18 protein-coding genes are annotated in these 19,638 nt (G+C 52.7%); 5 read left to right on the plus strand and 13 right to left on the minus strand.

Translation table 11 applies throughout. The features are described from left to right. Nucleotides 1–243: 243 nt before the first annotated feature. Nucleotides 244–699, minus strand: a complete 456-nt coding sequence (locus LG297_RS11825; protein WP_404420443.1) for an Lrp/AsnC ligand binding domain-containing protein — start codon at nucleotides 697–699, stop codon at nucleotides 244–246. 247 nt (nucleotides 700–946) lie between these two features. Here LG297_RS11825 and LG297_RS11830 point away from each other — a divergent pair, with 247 nt between their 5' ends. Further along, nucleotides 947–1,393: a universal stress protein gene (locus LG297_RS11830; protein ID WP_062958544.1), complete on the plus strand. Its 447-nt coding sequence runs from the start codon at nucleotides 947–949 to the stop codon at nucleotides 1,391–1,393. Between the two features lie 54 nt (nucleotides 1,394–1,447). Further along, nucleotides 1,448–2,995 (plus strand): alanine/glycine:cation symporter family protein, encoded by a 1,548-nt coding sequence (locus LG297_RS11835; protein WP_404420446.1) that lies wholly within the window; start codon nucleotides 1,448–1,450, stop codon nucleotides 2,993–2,995. A 48-nt stretch (nucleotides 2,996–3,043) separates the two neighbouring features. Here LG297_RS11835 and LG297_RS11840 read toward each other — a convergent pair whose 3' ends face one another. From LG297_RS11840 to LG297_RS11865, 6 genes are all read right to left on the minus strand, one after another. After that, nucleotides 3,044–4,108, minus strand: a complete 1,065-nt coding sequence (locus LG297_RS11840) for an osmoprotectant NAGGN system M42 family peptidase (protein ID WP_404420448.1) — start codon at nucleotides 4,106–4,108, stop codon at nucleotides 3,044–3,046. 21 nt (nucleotides 4,109–4,129) lie between these two features. Continuing rightward, nucleotides 4,130–4,999 (minus strand): FadR/GntR family transcriptional regulator, encoded by an 870-nt coding sequence (locus LG297_RS11845; RefSeq protein WP_404420450.1) that lies wholly within the window; start codon nucleotides 4,997–4,999, stop codon nucleotides 4,130–4,132. A gap of 52 nt (nucleotides 5,000–5,051) precedes the next feature. Further along, the gene (locus tag LG297_RS11850; RefSeq protein WP_404420452.1) at nucleotides 5,052–6,029 is read right to left on the minus strand and encodes an ABC transporter ATP-binding protein; all 978 of its coding nucleotides are present in this window, start codon (nucleotides 6,027–6,029) and stop codon (nucleotides 5,052–5,054) included. After that, complete coding sequence (locus tag LG297_RS11855) at nucleotides 6,022–7,959, minus strand: dipeptide/oligopeptide/nickel ABC transporter permease/ATP-binding protein (RefSeq protein ID WP_404420454.1); 1,938 nt, start codon at nucleotides 7,957–7,959, stop codon at nucleotides 6,022–6,024. Before LG297_RS11855 ends, LG297_RS11850 begins: the two co-directional genes overlap by 8 nt. Beyond that, entirely contained in the window at nucleotides 7,956–8,903 is a 948-nt protein-coding gene (locus LG297_RS11860) for an ABC transporter permease (RefSeq protein ID WP_404420456.1), read from the minus strand. Before LG297_RS11860 ends, LG297_RS11855 begins: the two co-directional genes overlap by 4 nt. 76 nt (nucleotides 8,904–8,979) lie before the next feature. Continuing rightward, nucleotides 8,980–10,548, minus strand: a complete 1,569-nt coding sequence (locus LG297_RS11865) for an ABC transporter substrate-binding protein (protein ID WP_404420458.1) — start codon at nucleotides 10,546–10,548, stop codon at nucleotides 8,980–8,982. Between the two features lie 231 nt (nucleotides 10,549–10,779). Between LG297_RS11865 and LG297_RS11870 the strand changes: the two genes are divergently transcribed. Both LG297_RS11870 and LG297_RS11875 read left to right on the plus strand, forming a co-directional pair. Continuing rightward, entirely contained in the window at nucleotides 10,780–11,445 is a 666-nt protein-coding gene (locus LG297_RS11870) for a DUF1028 domain-containing protein (RefSeq protein WP_404420460.1), read from the plus strand. A gap of 28 nt (nucleotides 11,446–11,473) precedes the next feature. After that, nucleotides 11,474–12,706 (plus strand): allantoate amidohydrolase, encoded by a 1,233-nt coding sequence (locus tag LG297_RS11875; RefSeq protein ID WP_404420462.1) that lies wholly within the window; start codon nucleotides 11,474–11,476, stop codon nucleotides 12,704–12,706. Between the two features lie 82 nt (nucleotides 12,707–12,788). Here LG297_RS11875 and LG297_RS11880 read toward each other — a convergent pair whose 3' ends face one another. After that, nucleotides 12,789–12,917, minus strand: coding sequence for a hypothetical protein (locus LG297_RS11880; RefSeq protein WP_404420464.1), 129 nt, complete (start codon nucleotides 12,915–12,917; stop codon nucleotides 12,789–12,791). Between the two features lie 16 nt (nucleotides 12,918–12,933). Further along, nucleotides 12,934–13,428: a MarR family winged helix-turn-helix transcriptional regulator gene (locus tag LG297_RS11885; RefSeq protein ID WP_404420466.1), complete on the minus strand. Its 495-nt coding sequence runs from the start codon at nucleotides 13,426–13,428 to the stop codon at nucleotides 12,934–12,936. Nucleotides 13,429–13,700: 272 nt separating this feature from the next. Here LG297_RS11885 and LG297_RS11890 point away from each other — a divergent pair, with 272 nt between their 5' ends. Further along, nucleotides 13,701–15,347: a U32 family peptidase gene (locus LG297_RS11890; RefSeq protein WP_404420468.1), complete on the plus strand. Its 1,647-nt coding sequence runs from the start codon at nucleotides 13,701–13,703 to the stop codon at nucleotides 15,345–15,347. Between the two features lie 4 nt (nucleotides 15,348–15,351). Here LG297_RS11890 and LG297_RS11895 read toward each other — a convergent pair whose 3' ends face one another. From LG297_RS11895 to LG297_RS11910, 4 genes are all read right to left on the minus strand, one after another. Next, nucleotides 15,352–17,430: a DEAD/DEAH box helicase gene (locus LG297_RS11895; protein WP_404420470.1), complete on the minus strand. Its 2,079-nt coding sequence runs from the start codon at nucleotides 17,428–17,430 to the stop codon at nucleotides 15,352–15,354. A gap of 5 nt (nucleotides 17,431–17,435) precedes the next feature. Then, nucleotides 17,436–18,200 carry a DUF1837 domain-containing protein gene (locus LG297_RS11900; RefSeq protein ID WP_404420472.1) on the minus strand — a complete coding sequence of 255 codons (765 nt, stop codon included), beginning with the start codon at nucleotides 18,198–18,200 and terminating at the stop codon, nucleotides 17,436–17,438. Between the two features lie 294 nt (nucleotides 18,201–18,494). After that, nucleotides 18,495–19,088, minus strand: coding sequence for a DedA family protein (locus LG297_RS11905; RefSeq protein ID WP_404420474.1), 594 nt, complete (start codon nucleotides 19,086–19,088; stop codon nucleotides 18,495–18,497). 112 nt (nucleotides 19,089–19,200) lie between these two features. Next, nucleotides 19,201–19,614 (minus strand): DUF3830 family protein, encoded by a 414-nt coding sequence (locus LG297_RS11910; RefSeq protein WP_404420476.1) that lies wholly within the window; start codon nucleotides 19,612–19,614, stop codon nucleotides 19,201–19,203. Between the last annotated feature and the right edge of the window lie 24 nt (nucleotides 19,615–19,638).

Genomic DNA, 19,638 nt, shown 5'->3' on the forward strand with positions numbered 1-19,638 from the left:
TCTTCTATCAATGACATTCTTGGCGTATCCGTCCGGCATATTGCCGGACTGTTTCCCAGTATTCGATCTGCCGCGCTTTTATGGAGTTTGGGTTATTCCCGGTTGATTGCGCGTACAGATGCCTCTCTCTGACCCATACAGCATGTCCAATCCTGATCATTTGGTCAAGATTAAAAATGCACGCAATTAAACTTGCAGTTTTATCCTGCATTTCTGCGCTTTTCATCTTGCGACAGCCGGAAGCTATAACGAATAGCTGTCCTTGACCGCTTCCATCACGACAAAGGTCGATGTGTGCGACACATATGGCAGTTCGGAAATCTTCTCGCCCAGCACACGTCGATAATCGCCAATATCGCGGCTGCGCACCTTGATCAGGTAATCAAACGCCCCCGCGATCATGTGGCATTGCTCGATTTCAGGCACGTCCCGAACGGCCTTGTTGAACGCATTAAGCGCCTCGGTCTTGGTATCGGTCAGGATCACCTGAACAAATGCAATATGGCTTGCCCCCATTTTCTCCGGATGAAGGATCGCCCGATAACCAAGGATGTGTTCACTTTCTTCCAGCCGTCGTAGACGCAGGGCACAGGGTGTTTTCGAAAGTCCGACGCGATGCGCCAGATCCGTAACCGTAATCCGGCCATTCATAGCAACTTCGCGCAGAACAGCCAGATCAATCTTGTCCAAAACACCCATTTGGCACCTCTAATGTAATTAAATTTCCTATTACAACGCAAATAATAAGTGAAATTACCCATCCATCAAATCAACTTTGGGAAAAACCACCTGTCCTAAAGTCGTATCATTAACCAACGGCAGCAAGCCGCTGGCCCGGGTCGCACAGGCATCAGCGACCAGCGGATGTCGGCAAGACCGGATCAAGTCCGGCGTAACGGGAGTGGAAAACCGACAACGAACAACTATCGCAAAAAGGGACTTCACCATGTCACAGACACCATCCGTAAAGCCGATCCTGATTGGCTATGACGGGACAGAGGCAGCAGACCGCGCGGTTCAATTTACCGCCAACCGGGCCGCCGCCGAAGGATGCCCGGTACATGTCATCTATGTTCTGGAATGGTCGCCATACAGCTTTCTATCGGCCCAGGAACTTGAAGAACGCCATCAACGCCGAACCGAAGAACTTTCCCGTGCCGAGGCGACGCTGGCCCCGGCACTTCGTGTTTTTACCGACCGCAATATCCCAATGACCTATGAGGTCAGATACGGCCATTCCGGCGAACTGATCTGCCAGATCGCCAAGGAAAAGAAGGCGACACAGATCGTCCTTGGCCGAAAGGGCGGCACAGCCCTGGGCGCGCGATTACTGGGCAGCCTTGCCCTGACACTGGTTCAGGCCAGTCCCGTGCCCGTCACCGTGGTGCCCTGAACACCACCGGGTTTGCAGTCAAATACATAAAACAATCAAAATCGGAGAGTTCTCATGTCTTGCCAGTACAGAGTCCCGGCGTGGGCCGCGGGCATAACGGCGACTATTTTTCCCTTCATGGCGATGGCGCAGGAAGGATCACTTGACCAGCGCATCAACGAAACCGTTGCACCGATCTCAAATGTCATTGCCGGTACAATTTTCTATTCCATCCCCATCGCGGGGAATGATTTCCCGCTCATCGTCGGCTGGCTCGTGATTGCCGCCGCCATTTTCACGCTTTATTTCGGCTTCGTGCAGTTCCGCAAATTCGGCCATGCGATTGCACTGGTGAAGGGTGATTATTCACATCCCGATGACGCGGGCGAAGTTTCGCATTTCCAGGCATTGGCGACGGCCCTGTCAGGTACCGTTGGCCTTGGCAATATTGCCGGTGTTGCCGTCGCGGTTTCCATCGGCGGACCGGGGGCGACATTCTGGATGATCCTTGCCGGTTTGATGGGCATGGCATCGAAATTCACCGAATGCACATTAGGGGTCAAATATCGTAATGAATATCCCGATGGTCGCGTATCGGGCGGGCCGATGTATTACCTTTCCAAAGGCTTGGCTGAAAAAGGCAAACCCGGACTGGGCAAGGCGCTCGCCATCCTCTTTTCGATCTGCTGCATCGGTGGTGCTGTTGGCGGCGGCAACATGTTCCAGGCCAATCAGGCCTTCCAGCAGGTTGTCAATGTCACTGGTGGTGAAAACAGCTTCCTTGCCGGAAGCGGCTGGTTGTTCGGCCTGATCATGGCTGTCATTGTCGGCTCGGTCATTATTGGCGGCATCAAATCGATTGCCAAGGTCACCGAAAAAATCGTGCCCTTGATGGCAATCATATATGTCACCGCCGGGCTTGTGATCATCATCAGCAATATCGGCATGGTCGGTCAGGCATTCAGCGACATTTTCGTCGGGGCCTTTACCGGGGCCGGTGTGGCCGGCGGGGTCGTGGGTGCCTTGATCCAGGGCTTCAAACGTGCAGCCTTTTCCAACGAAGCCGGGATCGGCTCGGCCGCTATCGCCCATTCGGCGGTACGAACCAAGGAACCGGTGACAGAGGGTTATGTCGCCCTGCTTGAACCGTTTATCGATACGGTCGTGATCTGCACCATGACCGCCCTTGTCATCACGATTAGCGGCGAACTCAATTCCGACCTGACCGGGGTTGAACTGACATCCGCAGCATTTGCTTCGGCATTTACATGGTTCCCGCTGGTGCTGGCCCTGGCCGTGGTCCTGTTTGCCTTTTCAACCATGCTGTCATGGTCCTATTACGGCCTGAAGGCCTGGACCTATCTTGTGGGTGAAGGCAAAGGCAAGGAGATCATCTTCAAACTGTTCTTCTGCCTGTGTGTCATCGTGGGGGCGAGCATGAGCCTCGGCCCCGTGATCGACTTCTCGGATTCCATGATCTTTGCCATGGCTATCCCGAACGTCATCGGCCTTTATCTGCTGATGTCGGTGGTACGCGGCGAAGTGAACCAGTACTGGGCGAAAATCGACCGCGGCGAAATCCGCAAGGTCGACAAATCCGCTGCTGCCGAAGCGGAAGCCTGATGATCTGATATTCAAGTTACCCCCTGCTATTATGGCAGGGGGTAATTTTCAGATTGCATCAATTGGCGGGCTTTGCAGATAAGCCAGCAGTAAATCGGCAACCGCCACGAAACTGTCGACATGGGCCCGTTCATGCCCGTGTGACGCATCAAGCCCGAAGCAGATCAGAGATGCTCGCGTGTCGTACCCGGCTTCAAGTGCTGATGCAACGTCACTGCGATAGAACTTGAACACGTCACGTGAATGCTCGATCCCGTTGACCTCGCACAAATCCAGTAAATGACGGTTCAGCTTTCGATCAAACGGGCCGGACATATCCATCATTGCGATGGTGACACCAAACTCGTTGGTATTCTGGCCCGGTGCAAATGTGCCATTATCCACCGCAACCAGTTCGGCAATATCGTCATACAAGATATGTGGGGCACCAAGGCCGACTTCCTCGGCAATGGTGAACAGCACATGACAATCGACCGGCAATTCGACGTTCCCCTGCTCCACCCCCCGCACGGCCGACAGAACGGATGCAACGCCCGCCTTGTCATCAAGATGGCGTGACACGACAAAACCGCTTTCGGTGAACTCGGCATTGGTATCAATCGCCACCATATCCCCGACATTGATGCCAAGGGCGATAACATCAGCACCATTGGAAACCCGCGCATCAATGCGCAGTTCAAGCTGTTCCCACCTGACCGGTTGACTATCTATTTCCGTATTGAATGTATGTCCCGACGCCTTGATGGTCAGGATGGTGCCGCGAAAGGTTTTGCCATGGTCGGCGTGGACGGTTACACGCGCCCCCTCGGCAAAGCGCGATGACCAATGTCCGATGGCGGAAACTTCCAACCGGCCATTATTCTTGATCCGTTTGACCATCGCCCCCAGCGTATCGAGATGCACGGCGACCGCCCGATCCGGCGATTTTCGTTTCCCAGCAAGATCAGCGCGGATCGCCCCGCGCCGGGTCAATTCGAACGGCACGCCCATTTCACGCAGTTCGTTGCACACAAATGCAACAATTTCGTCCGTCATGCCCGTCGGGCTATGAATGGCCAGCATCTTTGCCAGAACAGAACTCAGATATTGGCGGTCAATATGCGGGGCAGACATAATGTCTCCGTCTGGGTTGGATCAGTGTTTGGTTACAATCGACGAAAGAGCCTGCAATTCGGCACTTGGCGGCACATCGCGCGGCAGATCGATATTGCCAGCCCGAAGGAACCGGTTTTCGACCTCGGCCTCCTGTTCTTCCATCAACCGCTGGGCGGCGCACATATGCTGATATGTTACGGCACGTGCCGTTTCGCCGTCGGCATTGCGTAATGCCTCGATCAAACGGAACTGGTAATTGCGTCCGGTTTCACGCAGTTCCGTGTTGGGCTGATCGTAAATCTTTTTGCAGACCGTCAAATTCATCAGAAGGTCGATCATGAACCGGCACACAAACGCAAGTAACGGATTGGGGCATAGATCAACCAGCACAAGATGGAATTCGAGTTCCTTGATACGCTGACGGTGAGCGTCCTCAATCGTACGCGGTTGGCTGGCGTAATATGTCATGACTTCTTCAAGGCGCAGGAAATCGGCCTCTGACATGCGCCCGATACAGGCCGCTGCCATCTCGGGTTCCAGCAGGATGCGAAGCTCGTAAATGTCGCGGATGGAAAGGTTCTTGAAGAAAAAGTAATTCCCTAAAAGTTCAACCGCCCGACCTTCCGAAACCGTATCGATGAAAGCTCCACCACCCGGTCCGGTCCGGGTCGCGATCAATCCCTGTGTTTCCATGGATTTAAGCGCCTCACGTACCGTCCCCTTTGATGCACCAAGAAGGGCGATCAGTTCGGCTTCCTGCGGAAGACGATCACCGGGACGCAGTCGTTTCTGTGCGATATAATCCTTCAATGCATCGGCAATGACATCGGGCCGCTTGCGGTCGCGCTTGCGCGGACGCGTCACCAGATTGATATCCTTGGCTTTCCCTTTAAGCGGGTTGTCAGTCATAAAGGCTCCCTTCTCCCGAACTGCCGAATGGCCTGTCTGTTTGTTTTCATTCTTATGTCACCGGATTGATCGGGTGGAAACAGGCAGCTGCGTGGTTGTCGATACGATAGTTCGCTTCGGGAACTGTCGTGACACAATCATCTTTGGCACGTGGACATCGCGGAGCAAAGGAACAACCAGGTGGCGGGGCCAATGGATCGGGCAGTTCGGCACTCGCATCTTCGACCGTCAGGCCGCGTTTGCCCGGCACCGGCGCACTATCAAGTAACAATCGCGTATAGGGATGGCACGGCTTGTGAAACAATGCCTGACCGGGTGCCTGTTCAACAATACGCCCGAAATACATCACCGCAACCCGGTCACTGACCGCTTCGACAACTGATAAATCGTGACTGATAAAGATATAAGTCAGACCGAATTGCTTTTTCAGATCTGCCAAAAGGTTCAGAACCTGCGCCTGAACCGAAACATCCAGTGCCGAAACCGGTTCATCCAGAACAATAATTTCCGGATCAGCAGCAAGCGCACGGGCGATGCCGATACGTTGCGCCTGCCCGCCAGAAAATTCGTGTGGATAACGATCAAGAAATTCCGGTCGAAGATTGACCGCATCCATTAGCTCGACCATACGGCGATCAAGTGTATCTCCGGAAAGCCCGCGCAGATAACGCAAAGGGGCGGCAAGCGTTTCACGGATAAGCTTGCGCGGGTTCAATGAACTGATCGGGTCCTGAAACACATATTGAATACGCCGCGAAAGCGCGTGGCGATCCTTCGCAATCAGGTCGTTCATATCCGCCCCGGTCAGGGTGATATTGCCCTCGCTTGGCCGGTCCAGCCCGACCAGCATGCGCGCTAGGGTCGACTTCCCGCAACCGGACTCACCGACAATGCCGAGTGTTTCACCCTTTTTGACCGCGATATCAATACCGCGAACGGCATAAACACTTGGTTTCCTGCCGCCAAACAATGCGCGACCACCGCCAAAAATCCGCACTAGATCACGTGTTTGCAGAACGATATCAGACATGGCTGCCCTCCATCGGTTTGATACAGCGAACGCCGTGTCCTTCACCCAGGTCATCAAAGGCGATCTCACCCATCCGGCATTTGTCCTCGGACCTGACGCACCGATCGGCAAAGGCGCAACCGGTTGGCAAATCATTGACAGCAGGTGGCAACCCCGGAATGGCCGATGTTCTGCGATCCGGTTCGCCCAGGCGTGGCACGCAATCGATCAAACGTTTGGTATATGGATGCGCCGGATGGTTCAGAACCTGTTCCGCTGTTCCCATTTCAACAATCCGCCCTGCATACATCACCGCAACCCGGTCACAGATTTCCGAAACCACCCCGAAATCATGCGTGATAAACAGAACCGACGTCCCGTGATCGGTCCGCAAATTGTTCATCAGCTTCAGGATTTGCGCCTGAACCGTGACATCCAGGGCGGTTGTCGGTTCATCGGCAATGATCAAACGCGGCTCGTTGGCCAACGCCATCGCGATCCCGACACGCTGGCGCATTCCGCCCGAAAGCTGATGGGGGTAATTGTTTGCACGATTTTTCGGATTTGGAATACGCACCATACCCAACAGCTCGACCGCCTTAGCCCAGGCCTGCCTGTAACTGACGGCATTATGGGCACGGATCGCTTCGACCAGCTGGTCGCCAACCGAAAACAACGGATGCAATGTCGACAACGGGTCCTGAAAGACATAGGCCGCCTTGCCACCCCGAATGTCGCGCACCTGGTTTTCGGGCATATCAAAAACGTCTTTGCCATCAAACAACACCCGCCCGCCGGCAATCGTACCGGGTGGCGATGCGACAAGTCCCAGTAACGAAAGTGCCGTCACCGATTTGCCCGAACCGGACTCCCCTACCAGACCGACACATTCATTTTTGCCAACATGAAAACTGACACCTCCTACCGCCTTGTAGGTATCGTCACCCAGAACGAATTCTGTACGCAATTCGTCAACTGCCAGCACCGTTTCATCGGTAATCGCTACACCGGTGCCTTTATCGCTGCGGTCAATTTTGGTCATCGGTGCCGGGCGGGCAAGCGCACCGGACTTCAGGCGCGGGTCCAGCACATCGCGAATGCCATCGCCAAGCAGATTAATGCTCATTACCAGAATAAAGATCATCGCACCGGGAATGGCTGACAAATGCTGTGCTGTCGTGACCAGCTTCCGCCCCTCGCCCAGCATGGAGCCAAGGTCGGCCTGGGGCGGCTGTGCGCCAAGCCCGAGGAAACTGAGACCCGCGGTTTCAAGGATCATCCAGCCGACCGTGGTCGATATCGTAATCACGATCACGGGCATCACATTGGGCAGAATTTCGCTTAGAATAATGCGGATATGGCCCTTGCCCGAAAGCCGGGCCGCATCGACAAATTCGCGATGAGAAAGGCCGACTGTGATACCGCGAATATTGCGCGCGAAAAACGGAATATTGACCACAGCAATCGCATAAAGTGCATTCATCAATCCCGGACCAAGGGCAGCTACAATCGCCAATGCCAGCAGGATATAGGGAAATGCCATCAGCATATCGATGCCACGCATCATGATATTATCGGTCCGTCCGCCGAAATAGCCCGATACGATCCCGATGGTCGAACCAAACAATGCCGCAACAAGGGATGCGGAAATGCCAACCGCGAGACTGACCCGCGTCCCCCAAAGCAAGCGCGACAACAAATCACGCCCCAGATGATCGGTACCCAAAAAATGCCCGTCCGACAACGGTGACAACAAACGTCGTGCCGGATCGGTGGCATCCGGGTCCAGCAGCGGCAGGATCGGAGTAACCAGGGCAAGCAAAATAACGATCGCCAGGGTCACAGCCCCGACAAGTGCAAGCTGGTTGCGCGCCAGAAGCTTGAACGCCGATGGCCGTGCCGAACGCTTTTTCACTTTCCGGGTTTGATCGGTCATTGCTGTATCACTCATGCTTTCACCCTCGGATCAAGCAGATGTTGCAGAACATCGGCAAACAGGTTGAACAGCACATAGCTGGCCGCGACCAGAACCACCCCGCCCTGCACCAGCAGAATATCGCGGGTTGAAATCGCACTGACCAGCATCCGGCCAATACCCGGCCACTGGAAAACGGTTTCGATATAAACCGCACCGCCCAAAACAAAACCGGCCTGTACCCCGATTACCGGGATGACATTCACAAGAGCAGCCTTGAAGGCATGGCGATAGATCACCCGGTTTTCATCAAGCCCCTTGGCCCGCGCCGTCCGGATAAAGTCCTGTCGCAGGACTTCAAGCATGTTTGACCGCGTCAAACGCGCAATAATACCCGTCGCAACCACGGCCAACGTTACGGACGGCAGGATCAGATGACGCAACAGGTCAGGCAAATCGCCCCCGCCATAGATCGCATACATCCCGCTCACCGGAAGCCACCGCAGTTCGACCGCGAACAGCATCATCAATAATAAGCCAAGCCAGAAACTGGGAACCGAAATCCCGATCAGGACGGCAAAATTAAGCGCCTTGTCAGCCCAACCATACTGCCGCACGGCCGAAATCACCCCGGTCAGAAGCCCAAAGATCGTGCACAGCACAAGCGACGTCCCCGCCAGAATCAGGGTTGCGCCAAATCGTTCAAGGATTTCGTCCAGAACCGGACGATTCAGGCTGTAAGATCGCCCGAAATCGCCCTGCAACATATTGGTCAGCCATATCCAGTATTGTTCGATCATGGATTTGTCCAACCCAAGATCGGCGCGTATTTTCGCAATATTTTCCGGTGTGGCATAGGACCCGAGGATCGCCAGCGCCGGATCACCGGGGATCAGTGACATAATCAAAAAAACAATGACCGTCAGTCCGAACAGGACAGGGATCATCAAAAGCAGTCGACGTAAAATATAGACGTGCACGGGATGCCTCGTCCTTGGAATACGGGAAAAAGTTTACCGGGGCGGCCATCGCCGCCCCGACTGAAAACCGGATGACCTAGTTCTTGGCGACATCATGAAGCAGCAGGAAGAAGGAAGGCTGCAATTTGAAACCTTCGACAAGGTCGCTGCTGACTGCGTTCTGTTTCCAGTTCGCGATAAAGGCCCAAGGCGCATCATCGTAAACAATTTCCTGCATCTCGCGATACAGTTTGGCGCGTTCATCCTGATCGGTTGATGTCCGGGCTTCTTCCAGAAGTTTGTCCACTTCCGGGTTGGAATAATAACCTGAATTGAAACCGCCCTTTTCCGGCCATGCATCGGTACGCAGCGCAAGATACGGCAAGGTATCCGGATCGTTGGTCATCCAGGCCATTTCGGCCATATCCGCCTTGCCTTCAAGGCCCGGATTGACTTTGCCAAGGAAGGTATTCCATTCATAGGTCTCGATCTTGACGGTCAGACCAATCTTCGAGAGATCAGCCTGAATCGCAGCCCCCATCGGGATCGGATCAAGCATGCCCGACCCACCTTCGGTAACATAAAACGTTACTTCCGCCCCTTCGGCACCGGCTTCCTTGATCAGTTGCTTTGCCTTTTCGATATCGTGCGGATAAGGCTGCAATTGTTCATTATAAGCCCACGCAAAAGCAGGCGGCGTCGGACCTGTTGCGACTTCGGCCGTCCCTTGCAAGACGTTTTCAACAAGCGCCTTTTTATCAATGGCATAGTTGACAGCCTGACGAACTTTCTTGTCCTTGAACGGGCCCTCTTTCATGTTCAGGATCAGGAACCAGAGATGCGGGCCCGCCTGTTCATAAACGTTGAAATTGCCATCACCGGCAAGTTGCGTCAGGCTGTCTGGCGGCACTTCGACCATCAGGTCGATACCACCGGCCATAAGTTCTGCAACACGGGTATTGGCATCGGTGATCGGGCGGAACACAACCGCCTCAAGCTTGGCAGGACCAGCCCAATAATCATCATTGCGGACAACCACGACCTTGGCGTTACTTTCCCATTCCTCAAACCGGAACGGGCCCGTACCAGCGGGATGCCGCCCGTAATCAGCCCCAAATTCCTTCACGGCATCCGGCGAAACCAGAAGCCCCGTCGGATAAGCAAGATTGGACAAGAACGGTGCATATGGCGCGTTCAATGTGAACTTGACCGTCAGGTCATCGACCGCCTCGATATTTTCCACCGCACTGAAGAAAAACGCCAACGGGAATGGGCCGGTATCATGTTGGGGATGATTTTCATCAAGCATGCGATCAAAATTGTATTTAACCGCTTCGGCATTGAACGGTGTACCGTCATGAAACTCGACACCTTCGCGCAGCTTGAAGGTATAAACCGTGCCATCATCCGAAATGGTCCAGCTTTTCGCCAGTGCCGGTTCGACTTCAAGCGTGCCGTCCTTGTAACGTACCAGTCCGTCATAGATATTCATGAGAATTCGGAAATCGTTGACGGCGGTCACCGCCGCCGGATCAAGCGACTTCGGCTCGGCAATTTGTCCCACCACCAGAACGCCAGGCGGGGTCTGGGCTTCGACAGTACCGAAACCGAATGCGGAAACCGCAAGGGCTGCTGCTGTCAGCACCCCTTTAAACAGGCTTTGCATGCAAGCCTCCCTTGTTGAACCTTCCTGTTACCCGGTTCGATCCGAACCGGTCAGCAACTTGTCACTTTGTTTTCTTGAACGGACGTTTCCCGTTTTCCGAACCTGTTAAAAGCTCATTCGGATGTGATGGTTGCAAACTCTATTTATAATGATAAATTCGAACTCGGCAATTATTTATCATTATAAATTAACGGGGCGCGGCAAGTCGTCTCATTGGGACAGGCAGGAAACATGACCTACACGATCATCGCCAAAGACCCGAAAACCAACGCAATCGGCATTGCCTGTGCTACCGGGAATCTGGCAGTTGGCGGTTTTGTACCGCACATCCTTCCCGGCGTTGGTGCCATCGCGACACAGGGGTTTTCGACCAATTACTGGTACGGGATCGACGGGTTAAAGTGGCTTGCGGCAGGCGAAAAGGCCGAGTCGGTGCGCGACAGATTAACGATGGCAGACGACGGTCGCGCCTGGCGACAATTGCTGGTGCTGGACGCAAGTGGTGAAACGGCAGCATGGACGGGGGATGAAAACATCCCCGAGACCGCACAGATCATGGCACGTGACTTGGTAACCGGCGGCAACATGCTGGCCCATTCCAATGTGCCGGATGTGATGCGCAATCGCTTCAATGTAATGCGGGGCTGCGACCTGCCTCTCGGTGCATGCCTGCTCGAAGCGCTTGTTGCCGGTTTTGACGCCGGTGGCGATAAACGCGGCACGACATCGGCTATGATCAAGGTTGCATTCCCCGATCAACTGCCTCTCGACCTTCGGGTTGATGACCACATTGATCCGATTGGCGAACTGCAACGCCTGTATGACAAGACGCACGAGACCGACTATCGCAAATTCTTTAACCGGCTGCCGACACCGGCCAATCCGCACCAACACTGAAAACCGTATTGCAAAACAGGGAAATACCATGCTGGGTCAATTGATTTACGACCGTCTCGACGAAGCAGCAAAGCATTCGCAACCCGGCCCCGGTGTTACCCGCCTGTTTCTGAGCAACGAACATAAATCCGTCACGCCCCTGATCCGCGACTGGATGTCAAAGGCAGGCCTTTTCAGCGAAATCGACGCCGCAGGCAATATTGTCGGTCGCGATGACAAGGCACTGGCAGGCGCCCCGACCCTGATCCTTGGTTCGCATCAGGATACTGTGGTGTCCGGTGGAAAATATGACGGCATGCTTGGTGTTGCTTTGCCAATTGCCGTCATCGAACATTTGCGTAAAACCGGTATCGAACTGCCTTTCGGTATTGAAATTATCGCCTTTGGCGACGAGGAAGGGACACGTTTCCAATCTACACTGGTCGGCTCGCGCGCCCTTGCCGGTACATTTGATCCGGCGGCGCTCAATGCCCGCGATGATCACGATATTTCCGTTGCGGATGCCTTGCGCAACTTTGGCTGCAACCCGGATGAAATCCCGGCATTAAAGCGCAATCGCCGCAAGGTAATCGGCTTCGTCGAAATCCATATCGAACAGGGCCCGGTACTTGAAATCATGGATTTGCCGGTCGGTATTGTCACCGCCCTTACCGGAATTGAACGTCACCACTTACAAATCCAAGGCAAGGCCAGTCATGCAGGAACCACACCTATGCATACACGTCAGGATGCTCTGGTTGCCGCCGCTGACATCATCCATCAGGTCGAGGCAACCTGTTCCGCGACCGAGGGTATGGTTGGTGTTGTCGGCAAGATCGAAGTCACCCCGAATGCCGTAAATGTCATCCCCGATCATGTCGATCTGACCATCGAACTGCGTGCCCCCGAACGGACCGTCCGGGTCAATGGGCGTGGCCAGATACTGTCCGCCCTGCCCGTTATCGCCAACAACCGCCGCGTTGAAATCAATGCCGTTCAGACTTACGAGGCCGAAGGCGTGCCATGCGCGGACTGGATCATGAGCGGACTTGAGCAGGCAATTGCCGAAAAAGGCATAAAACCGCACCGTCTGTTTAGCGGAGCCGGTCATGACGGTCTTGCCATGCATGACCTTTGCGATATCGGGATGATGTTTGTGCGCTGTCGCAACGGACTAAGCCATCATCCTGACGAAGCCATCACCCCCGAAGATGCCGACACAGCGGCCCGGATTCTGGCAGACTTTCTGCAAAATGCTGGCAAGCTGCGTGGCATTGAATAACCACAGAAAGCCCCCCCCCCTAGCAAGATCGCCTTGCGGGGGACAATTGTCGTGTGCCTACTCCATAACTTCCATATGCCCGTCATCCGATGGTGGTTTGCGCTTTGGCCCCTGCCAGAAGCAGTACCGGACGCAACCAGCGTTTCTTGCGTTTGGCAAAATTCTGTTCGTTACCGGCGGATGCGCCAGCATTTTCATTTTCCTCGGTCATGATACGGGGCCTTGCTTCAGTCTTTCGACATTCTGGTTTTGTCGGGGGCACTCTCGGGCGATTTTTGCGACTGCTCTGCCGCCATCAGGTTTTCGTGCATCTTCCCAAGAATGGAAATCAGCATATCCTGCATGTCCGGCGTGATACCGATCATCGCCTCTTCGCGGGCGGATGCGGCAACAACCATGATCCGTTCAAGCAACTCGTTTGCCTTCGTGGTCACATAAAGCTGCACCGCACGACGGTCATCCGGATCAGGACGGCGTTCAACCAGACCTTCCTCAACCAGCTTGTCGATCAGACGCGCCGTCGTGATGGGCTGGATTTCAAGCATTTCCGCCAATGCTACCTGCCGGATGCCTTCCTTGCGCGCGACATAGGCCATGGCCTGCATCTGCGCCTGCGTCAGGCCGAAATCCCCGGCATGGCGCATGAAATTACGCCGCATCAGTCGGGTCACGTCCTTCATCAGGAAGCCGATATTCTGTTTTGGATCGCTAAAAGACGCCAAGGACTGCCTCTGCCAAATTCGATTGGTTGATATATAATAAGTAATATATATCAGATCACCAAATGACCACAAGTCAGATAACTTCACACCCCTTATGCATGCCGTTCATGGCTGCCGATCATCGGGGTGTTCTTTGCAATTGCGGAGAAATGTGCGATTTTGATCGGCAAGCGTCGTGCGATTGTGATATGACACGCGCAAAATCACCGCCGGATCATTGAATTCCGGCGGATAGAGAGATTCCCGCACCCCAAAGAAAAGACCCGCAAGTGATGAGTAATCAATCGCGCCGTTCCGAATTGCTGATGCCCGCTGGCTCGCTCGAAAAACTGAAAGTCGCCGTCCTTTATGGTGCGGACGCCGTTTATATGGGCACGCCGGACCTCTCACTTCGGGTCAAAAGCCAGATGTCGCTTGATGATGTGGTCGAAGGGATCGACTTTGCCCATGAACATGGCGTTCGCGTTTACCTGACGCTGAACCTGTTCTCGCATAACAAGGATATCGACAAGCTGCCGGAATATGTCGACACCGTGCGCAAGGTCCGCCCGGACGGGCTGATCGTTGCCGATCCCGGTGTTTTCATGTTCGTCCGCGAACATGCCCCGGAACTTGATCTGCATGTTTCGACACAGGCCAATGTCTGTTCGTGGCAGTCGGTGAAATTCTGGCAAAGCATCGGCGCCAAACTGGTCGTTCTGGGGCGCGAGGTTTCGTACGAGGAACTGACCGAAATCCGTGCCAAATGCCAGGACATCAAGATCGAGGCCTTCGTGCATGGCTCGATGTGCATGACCTATTCCGGGCGCTGCCTGTTGTCGAACTTCATGGCCGAACGCGGCGCCAATCAGGGTGCCTGCGCCAATTCGTGCCGCTGGAAATACAAAGTCCACATGAAGCTCAAGGACGGCACGGTCAAGGAACTCCACCTGACCGAGGAAAACCTCGAAATGTTTGACTTCTTTCTCGAAGAAGACATGCGTCCAGGCGAGCTTATGGAAATCCAGGAAGACGAACGCGGCTCCTACATCCTGAATTCGCGTGATCTTTGCATCATGCCGAAACTTGAAGATTACCTGAAAATCGGCGTCGACAGCCTCAAGGTCGAAGGCCGCGGCAAAAGCCCCTATTACGCCGGGCTGGTTGCACGTGCGTATCGCATGGCGATTGATGACTGGTACGAGGACCCGGAAAACTGGTCCGCCGAAGAATATATGAAGGAACTGGCAACCATCCCGAACCGTGGCTATACGCTGGCTTTCCATGATGGCCGTCTGACCAATTACGCACATGGCTATGACAGCAACACCAATGTGTCCGATTGGGAATTTGCCGGAATGATCGAAGAAGTCGAAGACGACGCCTTCATCATGTCGGTCAAAAACCGCATGCTGCCCGGCGACGTGATCGAAATCGTCCCGCCGCGCTCGCGCCAGACCATCTTCATCCGCATGTATGAATTCATCGATGCCGCCACCGGCAAGGTCGGCGAAGCGGTTCATGCCAACACCCATCCGCGCATCCGCCTGCCGTTCTCCCTGTTTGAACAGGAAGACCCGGAATTCCTGAAGCGCGAAATCCTGCCGATGACCATCGTGCGCAAGGAAAAGGCCCTGTCCGAAGATGAATGGCAACGCCTTAAACTTGATCAGGAAGGCCACAAGATCGAAATGGGCAAAGGCAACGAAGAACGCTATGACGCCAAACGCGAAGCGCTTCAGACCGCCCTTGACGACCGCCAGAAGGAACGCTCTTTCAGAACACCGCGCGTCGGCACCAAGGGCTGCTGCGGCCGCGGTTGCAACGGCTGCCTGATCTTCTGGCATGATGAAAGCTACGCCAAGGCGCGGGAAATCCTTGCCAAGCGCAAACAGGGCGAGATGCTTGAAAAAGACGGCAAGACGATCGCGGCTGAATAGTCGGCTAAGCCATATCCAGAATCCATTGGCGTTCGAAATCAGTTAAATCGTGCGCCCCTAGACGAGCAATTGATACAAGCCTCTGCTTCAAAGATTGTTTCGTCTCTTCTGGTCGATAGAATCGTTCCGATATTTGAACAGGTATGCCCTCCTCATCCAGCTCCTTCAAAACTTCTGCTCGGAACCAACTAGTAACTCCCGAGATAAAATGACTGTAATCAACTGGCATTCCGAGTTGCTTCAAGAACAGTTCCACTAACGAAAAATGTTGTGGCAAACCGTATTCGCATGCACGAAGAAACTTAAATATGTTGTCTCTCGACTGATCTGGGCCCTTGTATCTGTCATCGATATCTAGAAGGAAGGCTTTAAAAGTCTTACTTTGTCTCAACATGTTTATTTGAAACGTAAGCTGGCTATCCGAAAACGCACCAAAAGTACTAACACGCGAGCATGTGCACACGATTTTGCACAGCGCCTGAATCTCGTGATACTGAGGCCATCCTGACCAGACCAATTCAGGAAATTCCTTGATTTTCTGAAACAGCTCCGAGCGAAGTTCCAATGCAGCATCCAATCCTATGGAAGAGGCTAACTTGAGATCATCACCCTCTAGACCGAGTTTCTCGCGATAGTATTGGAAACGGCTATCTGACCTAGAAGATCTATCTTTTTCATCAATATGAACAATGTACTCATCTGGATATTCATCATCGTCTCCAAACATCGTTGGACTAACATCCAGTTCTGAGAACTCGGGAATGTCGTTGAATACCATCACTTTTCCAACATGATGCTGCCCTAACCTCCCGGCTCTTCCGCGAATATTCGCAAAAGTGAAGAAGTCATAGTCTTCGTTATTTATCGCTTTATCAAATATCATTACTGTACGGGCTGCTGTGTTCACACCTTCAATCAGAGTTGATGTACACAACAATACCGGCAACTTTTGCTGATCAAAGTGCCTAACCATCTGAGCGGCGATTGCCCTTGGTATGCGACCGTGATGCACACCAAATCCGAACAATACTGCTCGAGACAGGAAGTTGTTGGGGCCTATGTTGCTTTGGAGCCATCTCGCGAAATCGCTAGAATCATCAGAAACAGCCATCTTTTCAGAAAGCTCAATTGCCAACTTATTGGCTTTATCAGGGGAAGACACGAAAACCAAAGCAGGCCAGTTTTCCTGCTCTCCTATCTCATCAAGCAACCTTTCACGCTTATCAGGCACATCGCGAAGGTCTAGCGTATCGACGGCAACGGTTGAAAACCTTGTACTGATAAAATTGAATTTCCAAGGTGACTCCTTTGACACAGTAACAGTGTCAATGTTTGGTCCCAAAAAGAAGAACTGACGAGACTTCTTCAGCAATTTGTACACCGCGGCATTTAGAGTTACGAACCTTTGGTCTTTCCTATGCGGGTCCAATTTGTAGAACTCGTCAACCACGGTAAGATCGAGATTACCAATATCATCTCGATAGATCAGACGTTCTTGTGTGCCCAGAAATATCGTTGGATGATCTCGAGAAACCTCACTTTGGTGCATTAAGATATCGAATTTATCTCCAAAACGATTTGAGAAACGGCGTCTAAACTCATCCAACAATGCGATCGTTGGCAACACAATAGCAACACGTTTATATTTGCCCGACGCAAGTAACGCATCTATCAACAAGCTCTTGCCAAAACTCGTCGGCGCACTCAATACTACGTTTTCACCGTCTAATAACTTCGTAAGTAATTTTACTTGTTCCCTATGAAGCGTAATTCCACCTAGTTGATCCGAAGTAACTGCGGAAGCAACAAGCACATCAGTTACGTCAGCGTTTTCCACATCGATGTAATTCCAAAGCCCTGTTGCTCTGGCCATGGAGGAGATCAACTGGTGAAACTTATTTAGCTCTTCAGGATGACTATCAACCAGAGAAAAAAGTCGCGGAACTGCTTCTAAAACGCTAGGTTCATCATCGTCAGAAGATTGTATCGCAAACGAAATCTTCTGAATCGCTTTGAAAGTCTCTTGCTTTAGCTTATCCCCGCTAAGCTGAGAAAGCTTTTCCCAGTCAACCAAATGCTCCATGTCAATCACGCCCCATTTTGCAGACCTTTGAGCAAACTATCGAATTTCGTGCTCAACTGTTCCTTTGAACCCAAAGGGACATATATCAATTTAATAGTTATCTGCAGGTTCAACCCTGAGTCTTTTATTGCTTGAAACAGTTCATTGAGCTCATCTTCAACTTCTTCAGTATACTCCTTGCAGACTTTTTCATGCTTACCCACAGCGTCACTGTCCGCAGCGATAAGTATTGGGAAGACTGCTTGCTTAATTAGTTCATCAAGAGACTCTTCCGCAGATAGTAGTGCTTGTATTTTATCGTAATGCGGAATTTCGCTCGAAACTTGCGGAGCGAGTAACAGCTTCTCATTAGTTAGAAAGCCCTGGTCAATATGGTCAAGAATAGAAGAAATAGCGGCTTTTATGGCCGACGAGCGATCCTGATAAAACTTCGCTTCGCCCAGCCATATCTCTATCTGCTCATCATCCAAATACCGAACATGTACTAGGTCGAACGCCTTTACTGGATCATTGGAAGCAGAAAGATAGTTGACCCTTGGAGCTACAGGTATCGTCCCAAAATACTTCCTACAAATTGCATGAGCAGCTATTTCACCGACTTCACCGCGCTTGCTATATTTTGGACTTGTATAGACCCTTGCTGCCGCCTGACGCAGACGAATATAGGTATTTGTGTGGTTCAGTGTTACCAATTCGTCCGACTTGAGCGCGTAATCGATAATCCATTCGATTAAGTTTTGAGCAAAACCTCCGCATCGCCATTCTGTCATTTCAAACCCAGCACAGAATACTGATGAACTGGGGGGAACCTCCAGCAACGGAGTTAATATACAATTCGGGGAAACTTGGTATGGCGAGGTCATCGAAGCATCTATACTATTATATACCTCTAATACGGTAACCTAGCCCCATTGAGTAAACAATCAATAATTGCATTTCCCTGAGCGGTCTTCTGCTAAAAACACGCTAATCGACATTTAGCGACGGAAGAAGAAAACTCGCCAACTATCCTTCATAAGCGCCAATGGCAGCATTCGATTTCGATGCTGCCGTTTTTCGTTGGATTATTTGATGGCGCGTTCGGCCTGCTGTTCGAGCTTGTCGATCCGTCTAAGACCAAACCAGCCAAGCCCAAGGAACACGATCAGCAAAATAGGACTTAGCAGCGTTAGGTTACGTTCAAGCAGTTCCGACATCCCCTCGCCCAAGGCATATCCAAGCACGAAGAACAACCCGATCCAGATCAGAATCGATGCGATACTCAGCGGCAGGAACCGCATGAACGACATCGAGCTCATCCCCACCGGAAACACACTGATCGAACGGATGGTGTTGGGATAGCGACACAGCATGATATAGGCCACGCCATAATGTTCAAACAGGCGCATGGTTTTGCCCAGCCACTTTGAAAACGAGTCAGGAAGTTTTCTGACAATCGCATCGCCATATTTCCGGCCCAGCCAAAAGCGCACCATGTCCCCGACAAATGCGCCGGAAATCATCGCGGCCATGGATGGCCCGATCAGAAGGCTTTTGGATACGACAAAGATGCCGACAAAAACCGGCAGGATGCTGGCCTTGCTGACGCAATAGGTAAAGATCAGCGTATAGACCAGTTGCTGATGATCCTGAATCCAAAGGTTGATTGTCTCGAACACGTGCGCACTCGCCTGCCTGCCCCAAAGATAAGAAGGCTTCTAGGCCAATCCGGTCATATAAGCGAGTGTGCGGCTTCACACTACAGATCCGTGCGGCACTTTCCCTGTCCGGTCACGCCATCTCGAACCGAACCGCCTGTGCCCCTTCCCACAACGTCATCTTGCCCAGCTTCTCGAGGCTTTCATGATTACTGGTGACCGTGATGAAATGGTTACCGGCAAGCTGCCCGACCTTGGATGCAAAATGCACCCCGCCATAGGCCAGCAGGATTTCGGTTTCGCTGATCCCGCCGGGATACAGGATGATCTGGCCCGGTGCCGGGAAACTGGTATGGTTTTCATACCCGACGCCAAACTGATAATCGCCAAGCGGCATCCACACGCCCTCGCCGCTCCAGCGGACATGGACGGCCTTGCTTTCAAACGGCATGCGATCCATGAATGCCTTGCAGGTTTGCGGCGCCCTTTCAATCTCGAACATGGCATCGAACTCAAAGGGTCCGGCGGTAATTTTCAACGCGGTCATAAATGGTCTTTTCCTGTTGCGATC

Origin of the sequence: Thalassospira australica (assembly GCF_044790785.1) — a bacterium.
In the GTDB taxonomy this organism is placed as follows: Bacteria; Pseudomonadota; Alphaproteobacteria; order Rhodospirillales; family Thalassospiraceae; genus Thalassospira; species Thalassospira australica_A.